Raw genomic sequence first — 14,599 nt, 5'->3', positions numbered from 1 at the left:
CATGTATCACCCAACAGCCGGCGACCGCCCGTGTCGTTTTGTGTCAAATGCGAATGATTCGTGATACCTTTGTTAAGTTTTCTGTCGCATTCAACCCACAAGGATGTCCCAGCCATCGCCAGCGGACCCTGCCATCAGGAGTACTGCTTCGATGTCGTTCCCCCACGTTTCCCGCACTGTCTCGACCCTGGCCGTCGCCGTTACCCTTGCCCTTGCCGCCCAGGCCCACGCCGCCCCGGATGCCGCTGCCGGCGGCAATGCCCAGCAGATGGACACCGTGGTGGTCACCGCCACCGGTGCCCAGCAGTGGATCAAGGACGCCCCGGCCAGCATCAGCGTGATCACCCGTGAGGAGATCGAGCGCAAGCCGGTCAGCAGCATCGGTCAGTTACTCAGCACCGTGCCCGGCGTGACCGGTGGCTATGCGCTGTCCGGTGCACAGTCGAAGATCCGCCTGCGCGGCCTGCCCGAGCAGTACACCCTGATCCTGATCGACGGCCGCCGCCAGGGCAGCTCGGCCGGCGTGAACTACCGCGATGACCTGGGTCCGCAGGATCTGAACTGGCTGTCGCCGGACATGATCGAGCGCATCGAAGTGGTGCGCGGTCCGATGTCCTCGCTGTACGGCAGCGACGCCATGGGCGGCGTGATCAACATCATCACCCGCAAGATCGCCACCGAATGGGGCGGCTCGGTCACCTTCAACTACAGCAAGCCCGATGCCGACGACCGCGGCAACACCACCCAGATGGGCGCGCTGTTCAGCGGCCCGCTGACCGAGAACCTGGGCGTTCGCGTGGGTGCGAATGTGACCGACCGCGAATCCGACCGTGGCGCACGCCAGACTCCGGGCAACAAGGCTGAGAATGCCAACGTGCTGTTCAACTGGCGCATCAATGATGACCACACCGTGGGTGTGGAAGCCTCGCGCGGCGTGCAGCGCAACAGCGGCGCGGGTGAGGTCAGCAGCTGGGGCCTGTCCAAGCTGGTGCAGACCGGCTACGTGCTGAGCCATGACGGCAAGTACGGCGACGCCACCACCTCCAAAACCACGCTGGTGCAGAACGACTACGAGGACAAGGGCAGCGAAGTGGGCAACCACTCCAAGGAGACCGTGTTCGATACCGCCTTCACCAGAGGCTTCCATTGGGGCTTCGAGCACAGCCTGAACGTCGGTGGCCAGTGGAAGCGCGAGGAGCTGGAGAACAGCGACACCATCGGCACCGTGCCGGTGACCTGGACCGGCAGCGGCCGCATCAGCCCGACCAGCGAGGCCGATTCCTGGGCGCTGTTCGCCGAAGACCACATCACCCTGCACGAGCGCTTCATCCTGACCGTGGGCCTGCGCTGGGACAACACCGAAAACTACGACGACAACCTCAGCCCGCGTATCTATGGCGTTTGGCATCCGAGCGATGCGTGGACCATCCGGGGTGGCATCTCCGAAGGCTTCCGCGCGCCCAACCTGAAGCAGGGTACCGCCGGCGCGGCCACCCAGTCCGGCGGCAACGGCTGCCGCGCGCTCACCGCCGAAGGCTGGAGCAGCCGGTCGGTGAACGCCGATGGCACGCGTGGCTGCTACATGGCCGGCAACCCCAATCTGGAACCGGAAACCAGCACCAACTACGAGCTGGGCGTGGGCTTTGACAAGAACGGCTGGTCGGCATCGGCGACCTACTTCCTGACCAACTTCGATGACAAGATCGAGCAGGTGCCGCTGTCCCAGATTCCCGGCCAGACCACCAGCTTCGTCAACGGTTACTGGTGGACGGTGGCGCAGAACATCCAGAAGGCCCGCACCCGTGGCGTGGAAGCCAGCGTCACCGTGCCGCTGCACGAGCGCCTGAGCTGGACTACCAATGCCACCCGCATGCTGGAATCGAAGAACCGCACCACCGGAGCCACCCTGCTGGTGGTGCCGGAACTGACCGCCAATACCTCGCTGGACTGGCAGGTGACGGATGCGTGGTCGTTGAACCTGAGTGCGCAGCACATCGGCAAGCAGCTGGTGTCGGCGACCAGTTCGACCTTTGCCAAGGCGTATACGACGGTGGACCTGGTGACCGGGTTTGATGTCAACGAACACCTGACCCTGCGCACCGGCGTGTTGAACCTTGGGGATGTGTCGACCATCGACGAAGGCAACAACTACGATGGTGGGGCGCGCACGTTCTTTGTGGGGGCGACGGCGCGGTTCTGATTGCAGCGTACGGACGGAGGGTGGTGACACGCATGGCGTGTCACTACGCTGGATGCATCCTGGCCTGTAGGGACACGCCATGCGTGTCCCCGCGGTGCCGGATCATCCGCGCCACTGCACCACACCGTCCTCGAATCGGATGGACCGGACTTCCTGCTCCGTTCCATCCTCCATCACGACCGACCACTGCCCGTCAAAATCCAGACCCAGATCGGCATGGGTCAAGCCGAGCTCGGCCAGCTTGGCTTCCCACCGGTCCTCTTCCTCATCTTCCGGCAGGTCCAGCGCTTCCAACTGCTGGTCAAAGGTACGGAAGCGCGTCACACGCTCCAGTGTTTCGCCCACAGCGACATCACTGAAGTGTGCGGTGGCGGTGAACCACGGCGTCTCCTGCCGCAGGTCCTGGAGCGTGGCCACCGCTTCGTCATTCAGATACAACAGGATGCTCTGGCTCATGCGGATGCCTTGGTAGCGTCGGTCGACAGACGACGGCCGGTAACGATGATCGGCGCGGCAAACGCATGACCTCTGACGCAGAAGCGCGTCCCCGTTCGAAGGTCATGCGTTACAGCGGCAATTCCACCACGTGCGGTCGTCTATCGACCGACCCTACCGCACCCCACCTCGCACCGGTAGTGCCGGCCGCTGGCCGGCAACCCCCATCATCCCTTCGCCGCAAACGTGCCATGGAACCCCAGCGGCACCGCATACGGCAGCCACGCCTGCGCCAGCGGACCCTCATCAATCCGCCGCGCATCCAGCACCGCAATACCGCTGCGCTGATTCGCCGAATCCAGCAGCGTGCCCACCAGCCAGCCGTCATCCGCCCTGCGGCTGCCCGGACGCGGCACGAACACATGCTCCTCGGCCAGGATATCGGTGCCGTAACGCCACACCTGGCGACGGCCGCGATCCACATCAAACCCCGCCACACCGTTGAAGTACGGTGCGCTGTGCTCGCCCTGGATCACCGGGGTGTACAGGCGTGCGCCTTTATCACCCGCGGTGCGGCTGTCGAACATCGGGAACTCAATACCGCGGATTCCGGTTTCCTCCCAGCGCGCGGTGCCGCTGCGCAGGTCCAGATGCAGCTCGAGCAGGCTCGCGTCTGAGTTGGCGGCATGCGCGGCGTCGCCTTCCATCGCCGCCTTCATCGGCGAACGCGCTTCGTCGATGTCGTCATGCCGCACCGTGCGCATCACGATGCGGCCGTTCTTCTCGTAGGCATCGCCGAAGTGATAGGCCGCAGTGAACGCCGCTTCGAACCAGCGCGCGGTGTCCGGTGCCGACTTGGGCACCACGGCAATCTGGCACGGCCGCTGCGGCGCGAACTGCATGCGTTCGAAGAACGCGCCACCGCCCTCTTTGCGATCAAACGGCATCAGCATGAACACCAGGTGCGAGTCCGTCATCGCAAAGGCGTGCATGTAGCCCAGGAAGGGCGTGTCGACCACGCTGGCGGAGCGCAGCTGACCGTCCGCGCCGATGTGCCACACCAGCAGCCCGGTGCCGCCCAGCAGCGAAATGCTGCCGAAGTTCCACACGCTACCGTCGCGGTCCACCAGCGGGTGCGCCGAGAACGGTATCGAAGCCAGGTCTGACCGCCAGGTGGTGGCACCGATCGTGCCCAGTTCCTGCGGGTCCATCTCGAACGCCGAGCCGGCTTCGCACAGCGCAAACAGACGGCCATTGACCACCATCACCGAGGTGTTTGCCGCGTTGGCGTCGTCGTTGTTGCGCACGGCCTGGCGGTTCGGCACGTCGGTGCCCGCCGCCGGGTACAGGAAGCGGCCGGCCTTCTGCTCGCGTGTGAACTTGGGTGTCTGCACCATCTGGCCACGGTGGGTGAGCGTGCCGTTACCGTTGAACTGCCAGCCGTGGACCATGCCGTCGCCGTCGAACCAGTGGTCATAGCGGAAGCCATTGCGCTCCTTCCAGGCCGGGCCGTTCCGGTACAGCGTGCCGGCGAACCCCGCCGGCAGCCGGCCCTGCAGGTCCACCGTGGCCGGACCCAGGGTTTCGCTGGTCACACTGCGCCAACCGGTCAACCAGGGATGCTGCTCATGGGCAGCGGCGAAGGCAGCGGCATCACCGGCGAGTGCCGGCGCGGCGCGCAGGGCCACGCCGCCGATGGCGGCGGTGGTGGCGACAGACAGCAGCGACTGCAGGAAGCGGCGACGGTCCATGATGCGAGCCTCAGCGCAGGATGACGGAGATGGTGGAACCTTCCGCCGGTACGTGCACCCGCGCCTCTTCGAAGGTCGGTTTGCGCATCAGCTGCGGGTTGTTGCTGAAACCGTAGCCTTCCACCGGAATGCCCAGCATGTTGGTATCCAGCTTGCCGTTGTCGTTCTGGTCGTGGGTGACCAGCACCGCGTAGTCGCCCGCAGGCAGGTTCTTGAACACCAGGTGCACCTTGTCCGCCTCGGCCTTCAGCGACCGGGCCTGCACCGGCTTGGCCTGGTTGTTCCAGCCGGCCGGGCCGTCCACCACCGCCACATGCAGGGTGCCGGTATGGGTGAACACGTCCTGCAGATCCACCTGCAGGTCGCCGGCGGAGGCGGAGGTCGCTACCAGCAGGCAGGCATAGGGAAGCAGGTTGAACAGGGTGCGGACCATGGCGCGGACTCCGGTTGGGTGTGTGGAGCCAGTCTGCGCGGCAGGGTCGACCCAACCCATGCCCAGTGGTCATCGATCCGCAGTGCCAGAAGTCACTTTCTGCGTGGACCCCATTGCCGAACCGGGCGACGGGCGGGCAGCATGCGGGCATGTCCTCCTTCCTGCGCAACCTGATCAGCCCCCTCAGCCTGGCCGGCCTGCTGACCATCGTGGCGGTTGGGCTTTCGCTGGGCGTGGCCACGCAGGGCGAGCAGACGCTGCGCTGGGCGGCGCTGGGCGTGTTCATGGTGCTGTTCGTCATCTACGACCACCTGCCCGTGCGCTCGCGCTGGCGGCTGGTCAGCGATGTGCTGCTGGCGCTGACAGCGCTGACCCTGGTCTGGCTGGAACCGCGGGTCGGAACCCTGCCGGTGCTGCTGGTGGTGTTGATCGCCCACCTTGCCGAGCATTGGCCGGCGCGCACCGTGCTGGTGTCGGCGCTGGTGGTCAACGTGTGTCTTTATCTCGCCTTGCGTACCGGCGGGGCCAATCACCCCTTTCTGGTTACCACCATCTACGCTGGCTTCCAGGCGTTCGCGGCACTTACCGCGCATTACGCCCGCAGCTCCGAGCTGGCTCGCGAGGCCTTGGCCCGCGTCAACGCCGACCTGCTGGCCACCCGCGCCCTGCTCGCCGACAGCGCACGCGACGCCGAGCGCCTACGGCTGGCCCGCGAACTGCATGACGTGGCCGGGCACAAGCTCACCGCGATGCGACTCAACCTGCGCGCCCTGGCCAGCGACGCCACGCCGGCCACGCGCGAGCGGGTGCAACTGGTGGAACAGCTTTCGGCGGAACTGCTGGGCGACATCCGTCAGGTGGTGCAGAGCATGCGCGACGAGCGCGGGCTGGACCTGGCCACCGCGTTGCAGGCGCTGGCCACCCCGTTCCCGCGCCCGGACCTGCGCGTGCATATTGGCGAACAGGTGCGCATTGCGAATCCACTGGTCGCCGACGCCGTGCTACGGCTGGTGCAGGAGGCGTTGACCAATGCCGCCCGCCATGGCGATGCGGATACCGTGTGGTTGAACATCGACAAGGAAGAGCACAGCGTGCGTATCGACATTCGCGACGACGGCCAACGTGCCGAACGCATCCGCGAGGGCAATGGCATCACCGGCATGCGTGAGCGGCTGGCTGCCGTGCATGGGCAGCTGGAGCTGGCACGCACCGATGCCGGGGGCATGCACCTGACCGCTTGGTTGCCGGCGTGAGCGCGGTGACTGCCCTGCGTGTGGCCCTGGCCGATGACCAGGCCTTGGTGCGCGCTGGATTGCGCGCCCTGTTGCAGGGGCTGGGCATCGAGGTGGTGCTGGAGGCGGATGACGGCCAAGGCCTGCTGGATGGCCTGGCGGAGCAGAAGGTGGATGTGGTGCTGAGCGATGTGCGTATGCCGGGCGTGGATGGCATTGCCGCCACGCGGCAGTTGCGCGCCCGTGGTGACAGCACGCCGTTGCTGCTGCTGACCACCTTTGATGAGAGCGAGCTGCTGCTGCAGGCAAGCGAGGCCGGTGCGCAGGGCTTCATGCTCAAGGACGCCGCGCCAGAGGATCTGCACGAGGCGATCCTGAAGGTGGCCGGTGGGGATACCCTGTTGCTGCCGGTGAGTACCGACCCGGTGCGGGCACGCTACCGCTTCCACGACGAGGCACCGCCCAGCGACACGTTCGGCGAGAAGGAAGTGGCGATCCTGCGGCTGTTGGCCGGCGGGTATTCCAACAAGGAGATTGCACGCAGCCTGTTTCTGGCTGAGGGCACGGTGAAGAACTATGTCTCCACCATTCTGGACAAGCTGGGCACGCGTGACCGTACGCGTGCGGTGTTGAAGGCGATCACGCTACGGATCATCTGAGACGCGCTGTTCTGGCGTCGAATCGCAGGCCCTGTTGGAACTGTTGGAATTCCGGGAACTGCGCGAACTGCTGGAACTGCTGGAACTGCTGGAACTGCGGAAACCTTGGAACTGGTAGGGTCGGACGACAGTCGACCGCCGATGACGGTGATCTGCACGGTAACGCATGAAAATTGAACGGAGAGGCGCTTCTTCGTTTGGTGGTCATGCGTTACCGGTCGTTGGCAATTCCACGGCGGTCGTCTATCGACCGACCCTACCGCAGTGTCAGTGTCAGTGTCAGTGTCAGTGTCAGTGTTGGTGTTGGTGTTGGTGTTGGTGTTGGTGTTGGTCAGTGTCGGTGTCGGTGTCGGTGTCGGTTTCAGCGTCAGTGCAGTGCGGTGCCGGTATCAGCGCATCCCAGCTTCAGCGTTGCCTGCAACCCGCCGCCTTCGCGATTGGACAATCGAAGGTGCCCTCCCAGCGCCTGCGCCAACTGCTGGGCAATCGCCAGCCCCAGCCCAGTTCCGCCCGTATCGCGACTACGCGAAGGCTCCAACCGCGTAAACGGCTGCAACACCTGTTCAAGCTGGTCCTCAGGGATACCGGGGCCACGATCAAGCACATCGATGTGCACGACTCCACCCTCCACCCGCAGCCGGGTCTCCACGCCGCCCGCATAGGCAAGCGCGTTGTCGATCAGATTCTGCAGCACCCGCCGCAGCACCGGCGGATGGGTGTCACGCAACGCGCTCTCTGAAACCTGCAGGTGTACGTCACGTCCGGCATCCTGATAGTCATCCACCACACTCTCGAGGAACGCCCGCAGATCCAGGCGCACCGGCGCATCCAGTGCAATGCGGGTGCCGCGCGCATAGTTCAACCCATCGCGGACCAGCTGACTCACCTGATCTATATCGCGCATCAGCTTGTCCTGCGCATCCCCTTCGTCCATCGCCTCCACGCGCAGGCGCATGCGGGTAAGCGGCGTCTGCAGGTCATGCGAGATCGCCGCCAGCAGCTGGGTGCGCTCGGACACGTGCGCGGCGACACGCGTCTGCAGGGCATTCAACGCCTGCGCCGCCTGCATGACTTCGGTCGGACCGTGCTCCGGCAGTGCTGCCCCCCCGCCGGCCGGGTCCATCTGGCCGGCCGCCGTGGCCAGGCGGGCCAGCGGCCGTGTTGCCAGTCGCACCGCGGCCGCCACACAGACCAGCAACAACAGCACCTGCAGTGCCAGCACCCACGGCAGCCAGGTGGCGACAGGCATCAACGAGGGCGTGACTTCGATGGTGAGCGGGCTGCCATCACGCAGACTCAGCTCAACCTCATAACGTTCGGGTATCCGTGACACCGCGCGAGGCCGAAGCGCGTACTCGCGCCCAAGCGCATCGTTGATCAGGGCAGTCACCTGACGCGCACTCGCACCGTTCAACGCGGTTCCCGGCTGCGCCGGGCGCAGCAGATAGCGGTAGGTGCGCCGTTCCAGACGGGGAGTCCATGCGGCGCGTTCGGCCGCTGGCAGGCGCTCCAGCAGCGCCACGCTCACCGGCACGTCCTCATACAGGTTGCGCAGCATCATGCTGCGCGTGGCATCCATGCGCTCCTGGAACAGCAGCGCGAATGACAGCGCATGCGCCAACAGCAGCCCGACGCCCAGAATCAGCAGCAGCCGCATCCACAGGGTGCGCGGCAGCAGATGCCAGCGTCGCGCCGGCGCGCTCATGCGCCCTCGCCGATCAGCACCACCGGCTGGCTGAACACATAGCCTTCGCTGCGTACCGTCTTGATGTAGGTCTGCTCACGCGCGCCATCGCCCAGCCGCTGGCGCAGCCGGCTGACCAGCAGGTCGATCGAGCGATCGAACACGTCGGCATCGCGTCCCTGGGTGAGGTTGAGCAGCTGGTCGCGGCTGAGCACCTGCTGCGGGTGGTCGATGAACACCCGCAGCAGACGGAACTCGGCCCCGCTCAGCGGATACGCGGTATCGGCGGTGTCCAGCAGGTGGCGCGCGGTGGTATCCAGGCGCCAGTCGCCAAAGCCGATCAACCGGCTGGCTTCGGAAACCTGCAGGTTGGGCGGCAGCATGCGCGTGCGGCGCAGCACGGCATTGATGCGCGCCAGCAGCTCCCGCGAGGAGAACGGCTTGGTCAGGTAGTCGTCCGCGCCCATTTCCAGGCCGATGATGCGATCGGTCTCGTCGTCGCGCGCGGTCAACAGCAGCACCGGTACCGCACGGTGCCGCCCAGCGCGAAGATTGCGGCACAGCGACAGGCCATCCTCGCCGGGCATCATCACGTCCAGCACCACCAGGTCGATATCGGCGGTGTCCAGCGTGGCCTTCATCTCGCGCCCGTCCGCCGCGAGGCTCACCCGCAGCCCATTTCGCAGCAGGTAGTCGCCCACCATCTGGCGGATGTCACGGTCGTCATCGACAACCAGGATGTGATCGGTGTGGGTGGACATGAAGAACGCTCGGCTGCCGTCAGGATGGGGCTCATGCCCCGTGGCACTGATGTTAGCGCCCTCGTGGCAGGTGTCGGCGCCCGCCCGGGCGGGTCTTTGTACCAAAGTGTGTACGAAGCCTGCCTGGGTGCACTCGGAGACAAAAAGCCCGGTTGCAGGACACCCCGTGGATACGCGCAGGGCGCGAAATGTGCCCAACGCCGGCGAGCCCGCCGGCAGTCATCCAAGGATCCCTCATGAGCACTGCAGATTCCAGCATTCCCAAGTCCGCCTTGGTTTTCGGCGGCTCCCGTGGCATTGGTGCCGCCATCGCCCGTCGGCTTGCGCGGGAAGGCTACCGTGTTGCCCTGACCTACGCGTCCCGCGCCGACAAGGCGGCCGAAGTCGTGGCGGCCATCCAGTCGGACGGCGGTCACGCCATCGCCCTGCAGGCAGATGCCGCCGATGCAGACGCGATCAGGGGGGCCGTTGCCTCCGCTGTCGAGCAGTTCGGTGCCCTGAGCGTGACGGTAGTGAACGCGGGCATCTACCAGGGCAGCCCGCTCGAATCGTTCCCGCTGCAGACGCTCGACCAGATGCTGGCGGTCAACATCCGCGGCGTGTTCCTTGCCATCCAGGCCGCATCGGCACAGATGGAGGAGGGCGGCCGCATCATCACCATCGGCAGCAACACCGCGCAGCGAAGCGGCGTGGCCGGTAGCGGCGTTTACGCGATGAGCAAGGCCGCCGTGGCCGTGCTGGTGCGCGAGCTGGCGTTGGAGCTGGTCCCGCGCCGCATCACCCTCAACAACATCCAGCCCGGTCCGATCGAGACCGACATCACCGCCGGCTTCCTGGACCACCTGATCGCGCGTAGCCCTTCCGGACGCGTGGGTCATCCGGATGAGGTCGCCGCGCTTGCCGCATGGCTGGCGAGCGCCGAGTCCAGCTACATGACCGGAGCCAGCCTGACCTTGGACGGTGGCTTCTCGATCTGATCGACCCGCCTTTCAATCCAAACCCCGCCCCATCCCTGATCTGGAGCCCTGCACCCATGAACGCACTCGATACCGTCCTGTACACCGGCAAGACCCACACCCGCGGCGGCCGTGACGGCCATGCCCGTAGCGACGATGGCCAGCTGGATATCGTCCTTTCCCCGCCCGGCAGCCCGCGTCCCGGCACCAACCCCGAACAGCTGTTCGCTGCAGGCTGGTCGGCCTGCTTCCTGGGTGCCATGGGCTTCGCCGCGCGTGCTTTGCAGGTCACGCTGCCGGCGGACGCGGCGGTGGACGCCGAAGTGGATCTGGGCCAGAACAGCACGGGCTACCAGCTACAGGCGCGGCTGCGGATCTACCTGCCCGGGCTGGATGTTGCCACGGCACAGGCCATCATCACGCAGGCGCATCAGACCTGTCCGTATTCCAAGGCCACGCGCGGCAACATCAACGCGCAGATCGAACTGGGGTGAGCGCCATGAAGAAGCTGCCTGCCATCATCACATTGCTGGGAGCATCTGTGTTTGCTGCCGCCTGCTCTCCGTTGGCACCGGAGGACCCGGTGCCGCCCACCCATGCCTCGCCGTCGCCGATGGCCCCGGAGTTCGCCGGGATCGATCACTGGATCAACTCGCCCGCCCTGAACATGAGCGACCTGCGCGGCAAGGTGGTGCTGGTGGAGTTCTGGACGTATTCGTGTATCAACTGCGCGCGGGTCACCCCGCACGTGAAGCAGTGGCATGAACGCTATCGCGACCAGGGTCTGGTGGTGGTGGGCGTGCATACGCCGGAATACGGTTACGAAAAGCAGTTGGGCAATGTGCAGGACGCGGTCAAACAGTTCGGCATCACCTACCCGGTGGCGATGGACAACGGGTATGCGACCTGGAACGCGTATGGGAACCGCTTCTGGCCCGCGCTGTACCTGATCGACCAGGAGGGACGAATCGTCTATCAGCACCTGGGCGAAGGCGAGTACGCGCAGACAGAGGCGAAGATCCGCTCACTGCTGATGGGTCGGGGATAACGTGCGTCGGTGGGGTCGGTCATTGTTCCGACACCGGGCTCAATTTCCGTCCCACCGGCAGCGACCACTTCAGATTCACCCCCAGCGTACCGACCACGATCAGCCCCAGCCCAGCCAGCTGGATGGGGCTCAATCGATGCCCATACACCACGTAGTCCAGCAGCAGCGCCACCAGCGGATACACGAACGCAATCACCGCGATGGTGGCTACCGGCAGATGCCGGTACGAAGAGTAGAACAGCACATACACAATGCCGCTGTGGATGATGCCGAGCCCGATCAGCCACACCCAATGGCCTCCGAGGTGAAGCGCACCGGCATCGGAGAATCCCGCCAGCATCAGCACCCCCACCAGGCACTGCACGGTGACCAAGGCGAACGGCCGCTCGCGCCCGATCTGCCGCGACATCAGCAGCGACGCGCCGCACAGCAGCGCCGCCAGCAGGGTCAAGCCGATGCCCAGCAGATAGCCGCTGCTGCCGGCCAGCACCTGCATAGGATCAGCCGACGCGGCCACACCCACGAACGCCAGCACCGTCCAGCCCCAGTCGGCGGGACGCGTGCGCTCCTTCAACACCAGCGCGGCCAGAATCAGCATCACGAACGGGAAGCAGTGATACACCATGGTCGCCACGCCGATTGACGACCGCGCCATGCCGGCAAACAGCGCCACCCAGTTCAGCACCAGCAGCACGCCGGAGATCACCGCGCCGCGCAGGAACACCCGGTCGCGCCACACGCCTTGCAGATGCCCGCGCGCAATGCCCCATGCCAGCAGGAACACCGCACCGAACAGGCAGCGGTAGAACACCGCCGTGATCGGGTCTTGGCCGCTTTCGTGGACGAACACGCCGACCGAACCGATCAGGATTTCGGCCACCACCAGCTGCCAGAGAGCCAGCCAGGCCTGGGAGGGAGAGGACGCCTGCATGGCCGCTTCCGATGAGGGGGAAGGCCAGTCTGTGCCTCCACACGCGACCAATACAGACTCAGCTAGAATCAATTTCGACCAGTACAGATGGGAACCCCCATGCTGCTCTATTCCGCCATTGCCGCCACCCTGCGCGAGCAGATCGCGCAGGGCGTGCTGCGCGCCGGTGAGCGCCTGCCATCGATCCGCCAGCTGGCCAGCGGCCACGGTGTCAGCCCCGCCACGGCGGTGCAGGCCTGTCTGCAGCTGGAACGCGAGGGATTGGTGCAGGCCCGTCCGCGCTCCGGCTACTACGTGCTGGCCAGCCCGGAACCCCCGCGCAGCACCGCACCACGCCGACGCGTGCCGCACCCGGTCGACAATCCCGCGCTGGCGCGACTGCATGAGCTGCTGGCCCGCACTGACCTGCTGGCACTGCATAACGCTTCGCCAGCCACTGAACTGTTGCCCGCCAAAGCGCTGGCCACCTCGATGGCACGCACGCTGCGCCGCAGCCAGCAACAAGCATTGGACTACGCGCCGCCGCAGGGGCATGCACCACTGCGGCGCTTGATCGCCCAGCGCTATGCGCGGCTGGCGACGGATGTATCACCTGACGAAGTGGTGATCACCGCCGGCTCCATGGAGGCGATCAGCCTAGCGTTGCGGGTGCTGACCCAACCGGGCGACGTGGTGATCGTGGAAACGCCGACTTACCACGGCATTCTGCAGGCCGTGGCGGCGCACGGGCTGAAGGTGCTGGAGCTGCCGCATCGCCAGGGCGGCGCGCTGGATCTGGCGCGGCTGGACGTGCTGCTGGAGCAGACCCCGGTACGCGCTGCCGTGCTGGTACCCAACTTCCACAACCCGCTGGGCACGGTGCTGGCAGACGCGGACAAAGTGGCCCTGCTGGACAGCTGCGCCCGCCACGGCACCGTGGTGATTGAAGACGACATCTACGGCGACCTCGGCTGGTCCGGTGAGCGCCCGCCGCCGCTGCGGCACTTCGACGCGCGCGGGCAGGTGCTGACCTGCAGTTCGTTCTCCAAGACGCTGGCCCCGGGTCTGCGGCTGGGCTGGATTCTGGGTGCCGGATGGACCGATGCGCTGGTGCGTGCGAAGTATCACTCCACCGTGGGCAACCCGACGCTGCCACAGTTGGCGCTGGTGGATTACCTGGAACAGCATGACCTCGACCGGCATCTGCGCCGCCTGCGCCAGCAGTTGGCCGACAACGCCTGCCGCATGCAGCACGCCATTACACGGTACTGGCCGGAGGGCACGCGGTGCAGCTCTCCCAAGGGCGGGCTTTCGCTGTGGCTGCAGTTGCCTGATGACGGTGATGCGGACGCGTTGGCCGCTGCTGCGATGGACGAAGGCATTGGAATTTCGCCCGGCGTACTGTTTTCCAGTCGAGGCGATTACCGCGACCATGTGCGGCTGGGCTGCGGCATGGTGTGGGACGCGAAGCTGGAGAAGGCCGTGCAGCGGTTGGGCGAACTGGCCGCGAAAGGGGTACGGCCATAATCACGACGGGACCGTTGAACTTCCCGGGTGCACGCTTTGGTAGCGTCGGTCGACAGACGACGACCGATAACAACAATCAACGCTGGAACGCATGACCCCGACTGGGGTAACGCACCTCTCCGTTCAAAGGTCACTCGTCACCGTGCCGATCATTTCCATCGGCGGTCGTCTGTCGACCGACCCTACCGCTCCACCATCCGTGTTCGTAGCGTTACCGCTCCGGTCTGGCATGATGCCCCCACCCCACCCCCACGCCCCGGAATCCCCATGAAGGTCCACTTCGTCATCCATGAGTCCTTCGAGGCCCCCGGTGCCTACGTGCAGTGGGTACAGGAGCGTGGCCACACCGCAACTGTCACCCACCTGCACGGCGGTGACTTACTACCGGCGGATGCCAGCCAGCACGACATGCTGGTGGTGATGGGTGGCCCGCAGTCCCCTGCCACGCCTCAAAGCGAGTGCCCGCACTTCAACGCCCACGCGGAGATGGCGTTGATTCGCTCGTTCGTCGAGGCTGGAAAGCTTGTCGTCGGCGTCTGCCTGGGCGCGCAGCTGCTGGGTGAAGCGTTGGGTGGGCAGCACGAACGCAGCCCGGAAAAGGAGATCGGCAAGTTCCCGATCACGCTGACGCCGGAAGGGCGCAGCAACCCGAAGTTCGCCGGCTTCACCGACACGCTGGACGTGGGTCACTGGCACGGCGACATGCCCGGGCTGACCTCAGAAGCGACGATCATCGCGACCAGCGAAGGCTGCCCGCGACAGATCATCGAGTACAGTCCCCGTGCCTATGGCTTCCAGTGCCACATGGAGTTCACGCCGGAGGTGGTGGAGATGCTGATTGCAGCATCCACGCAGGAGCTGGCCGCGCTGCGTGGCCGTCCTTTCGTGCAGCAGGCCGACGTGCTGCGCGCACAGGACTGGTCACAGATGAATCAGGCGCTGTTCGGCTTCCTGGACAGCCTGGAAGCCGAACGCGCTTCCTAACGGTGTTGTCATCGCCCGC

14 protein-coding genes are annotated in these 14,599 nt (G+C 65.8%); 8 read left to right on the top strand and 6 right to left on the bottom strand.

Annotated elements, in window-relative coordinates; genetic code table 11:
- Positions 1 to 151: 151 nt before the first annotated feature.
- Positions 152 to 2,200 carry a TonB-dependent receptor gene (locus RT551_RS01140; RefSeq protein ID WP_313455102.1) on the top strand — a complete coding sequence of 683 codons (2,049 nt, stop codon included), beginning with the start codon at positions 152 to 154 and terminating at the stop codon, positions 2,198 to 2,200.
- Between the two features lie 102 nt (positions 2,201 to 2,302).
- Here RT551_RS01140 and RT551_RS01135 read toward each other — a convergent pair whose 3' ends face one another.
- From RT551_RS01135 to RT551_RS01125, 3 genes are all read right to left on the bottom strand, one after another.
- Positions 2,303 to 2,656, bottom strand: a complete 354-nt coding sequence (locus tag RT551_RS01135; RefSeq protein WP_313455101.1) for a hypothetical protein — start codon at positions 2,654 to 2,656, stop codon at positions 2,303 to 2,305.
- 206 nt (positions 2,657 to 2,862) lie between these two features.
- On the bottom strand, positions 2,863 to 4,386 hold the full coding sequence (locus tag RT551_RS01130; protein ID WP_313455099.1) for a carotenoid oxygenase family protein: 1,524 nt from the start codon (positions 4,384 to 4,386) through the stop codon (positions 2,863 to 2,865).
- Positions 4,387 to 4,396: 10 nt separating this feature from the next.
- Positions 4,397 to 4,819, bottom strand: coding sequence for a DUF2141 domain-containing protein (locus RT551_RS01125; RefSeq protein ID WP_313455097.1), 423 nt, complete (start codon positions 4,817 to 4,819; stop codon positions 4,397 to 4,399).
- Between the two features lie 149 nt (positions 4,820 to 4,968).
- Between RT551_RS01125 and RT551_RS01120 the strand changes: the two genes are divergently transcribed.
- Both RT551_RS01120 and RT551_RS01115 read left to right on the top strand, forming a co-directional pair.
- On the top strand, positions 4,969 to 6,072 hold the full coding sequence (locus RT551_RS01120) for a histidine kinase (protein ID WP_313455096.1): 1,104 nt from the start codon (positions 4,969 to 4,971) through the stop codon (positions 6,070 to 6,072).
- 5 nt (positions 6,073 to 6,077) lie between these two features.
- Positions 6,078 to 6,710 carry a response regulator transcription factor gene (locus tag RT551_RS01115; protein ID WP_313455270.1) on the top strand — a complete coding sequence of 211 codons (633 nt, stop codon included), beginning with the start codon at positions 6,078 to 6,080 and terminating at the stop codon, positions 6,708 to 6,710.
- 367 nt (positions 6,711 to 7,077) lie between these two features.
- Here the strand turns inward: RT551_RS01115 and RT551_RS01110 are convergent, their stop codons facing one another.
- Together RT551_RS01110 and RT551_RS01105 are read right to left on the bottom strand one after the other, a co-directional pair.
- Entirely contained in the window at positions 7,078 to 8,415 is a 1,338-nt protein-coding gene (locus RT551_RS01110; protein WP_313455094.1) for an ATP-binding protein, read from the bottom strand.
- Positions 8,412 to 9,155 (bottom strand): response regulator, encoded by a 744-nt coding sequence (locus RT551_RS01105; RefSeq protein WP_313455092.1) that lies wholly within the window; start codon positions 9,153 to 9,155, stop codon positions 8,412 to 8,414. Before RT551_RS01105 ends, RT551_RS01110 begins: the two co-directional genes overlap by 4 nt.
- Before the next feature lie 236 nt (positions 9,156 to 9,391).
- Between RT551_RS01105 and RT551_RS01100 the strand changes: the two genes are divergently transcribed.
- Genes RT551_RS01100 through RT551_RS01090 form a run of 3 tightly spaced genes read left to right on the top strand, consistent with a single transcriptional unit; the run spans position 9,392 to position 11,159 of the window.
- Positions 9,392 to 10,132, top strand: a complete 741-nt coding sequence (locus RT551_RS01100) for an SDR family oxidoreductase (protein ID WP_313455090.1) — start codon at positions 9,392 to 9,394, stop codon at positions 10,130 to 10,132.
- Positions 10,133 to 10,188: 56 nt separating this feature from the next.
- Positions 10,189 to 10,605, top strand: coding sequence for an organic hydroperoxide resistance protein (locus RT551_RS01095; RefSeq protein ID WP_313455088.1), 417 nt, complete (start codon positions 10,189 to 10,191; stop codon positions 10,603 to 10,605).
- A 5-nt stretch (positions 10,606 to 10,610) separates the two neighbouring features.
- The gene (locus RT551_RS01090) at positions 10,611 to 11,159 is read left to right on the top strand and encodes a thioredoxin family protein (RefSeq protein WP_313455087.1); all 549 of its coding nucleotides are present in this window, start codon (positions 10,611 to 10,613) and stop codon (positions 11,157 to 11,159) included.
- 19 nt (positions 11,160 to 11,178) lie between these two features.
- Here the strand turns inward: RT551_RS01090 and RT551_RS01085 are convergent, their stop codons facing one another.
- A complete protein-coding gene (locus tag RT551_RS01085; protein ID WP_313455085.1) occupies positions 11,179 to 12,090 on the bottom strand; it encodes a DMT family transporter in 912 nt (303 codons plus the stop codon).
- Positions 12,091 to 12,189: 99 nt separating this feature from the next.
- Between RT551_RS01085 and RT551_RS01080 the strand changes: the two genes are divergently transcribed.
- A complete protein-coding gene (locus RT551_RS01080; RefSeq protein ID WP_313455084.1) occupies positions 12,190 to 13,596 on the top strand; it encodes a PLP-dependent aminotransferase family protein in 1,407 nt (468 codons plus the stop codon).
- A gap of 267 nt (positions 13,597 to 13,863) precedes the next feature.
- The gene (locus RT551_RS01075) at positions 13,864 to 14,580 is read left to right on the top strand and encodes a gamma-glutamyl-gamma-aminobutyrate hydrolase family protein (RefSeq protein ID WP_313455082.1); all 717 of its coding nucleotides are present in this window, start codon (positions 13,864 to 13,866) and stop codon (positions 14,578 to 14,580) included.
- Positions 14,581 to 14,599 lie beyond the last annotated feature (19 nt).

Origin of the sequence: Stenotrophomonas sp. (assembly GCF_032103445.1) — a bacterium.
Classification (GTDB): domain Bacteria; phylum Pseudomonadota; class Gammaproteobacteria; order Xanthomonadales; family Xanthomonadaceae; genus Stenotrophomonas.
The sequence above is the reverse complement of the archived record's forward strand: the minus strand, read 5'-3'. Positions and strand labels throughout refer to the sequence as shown.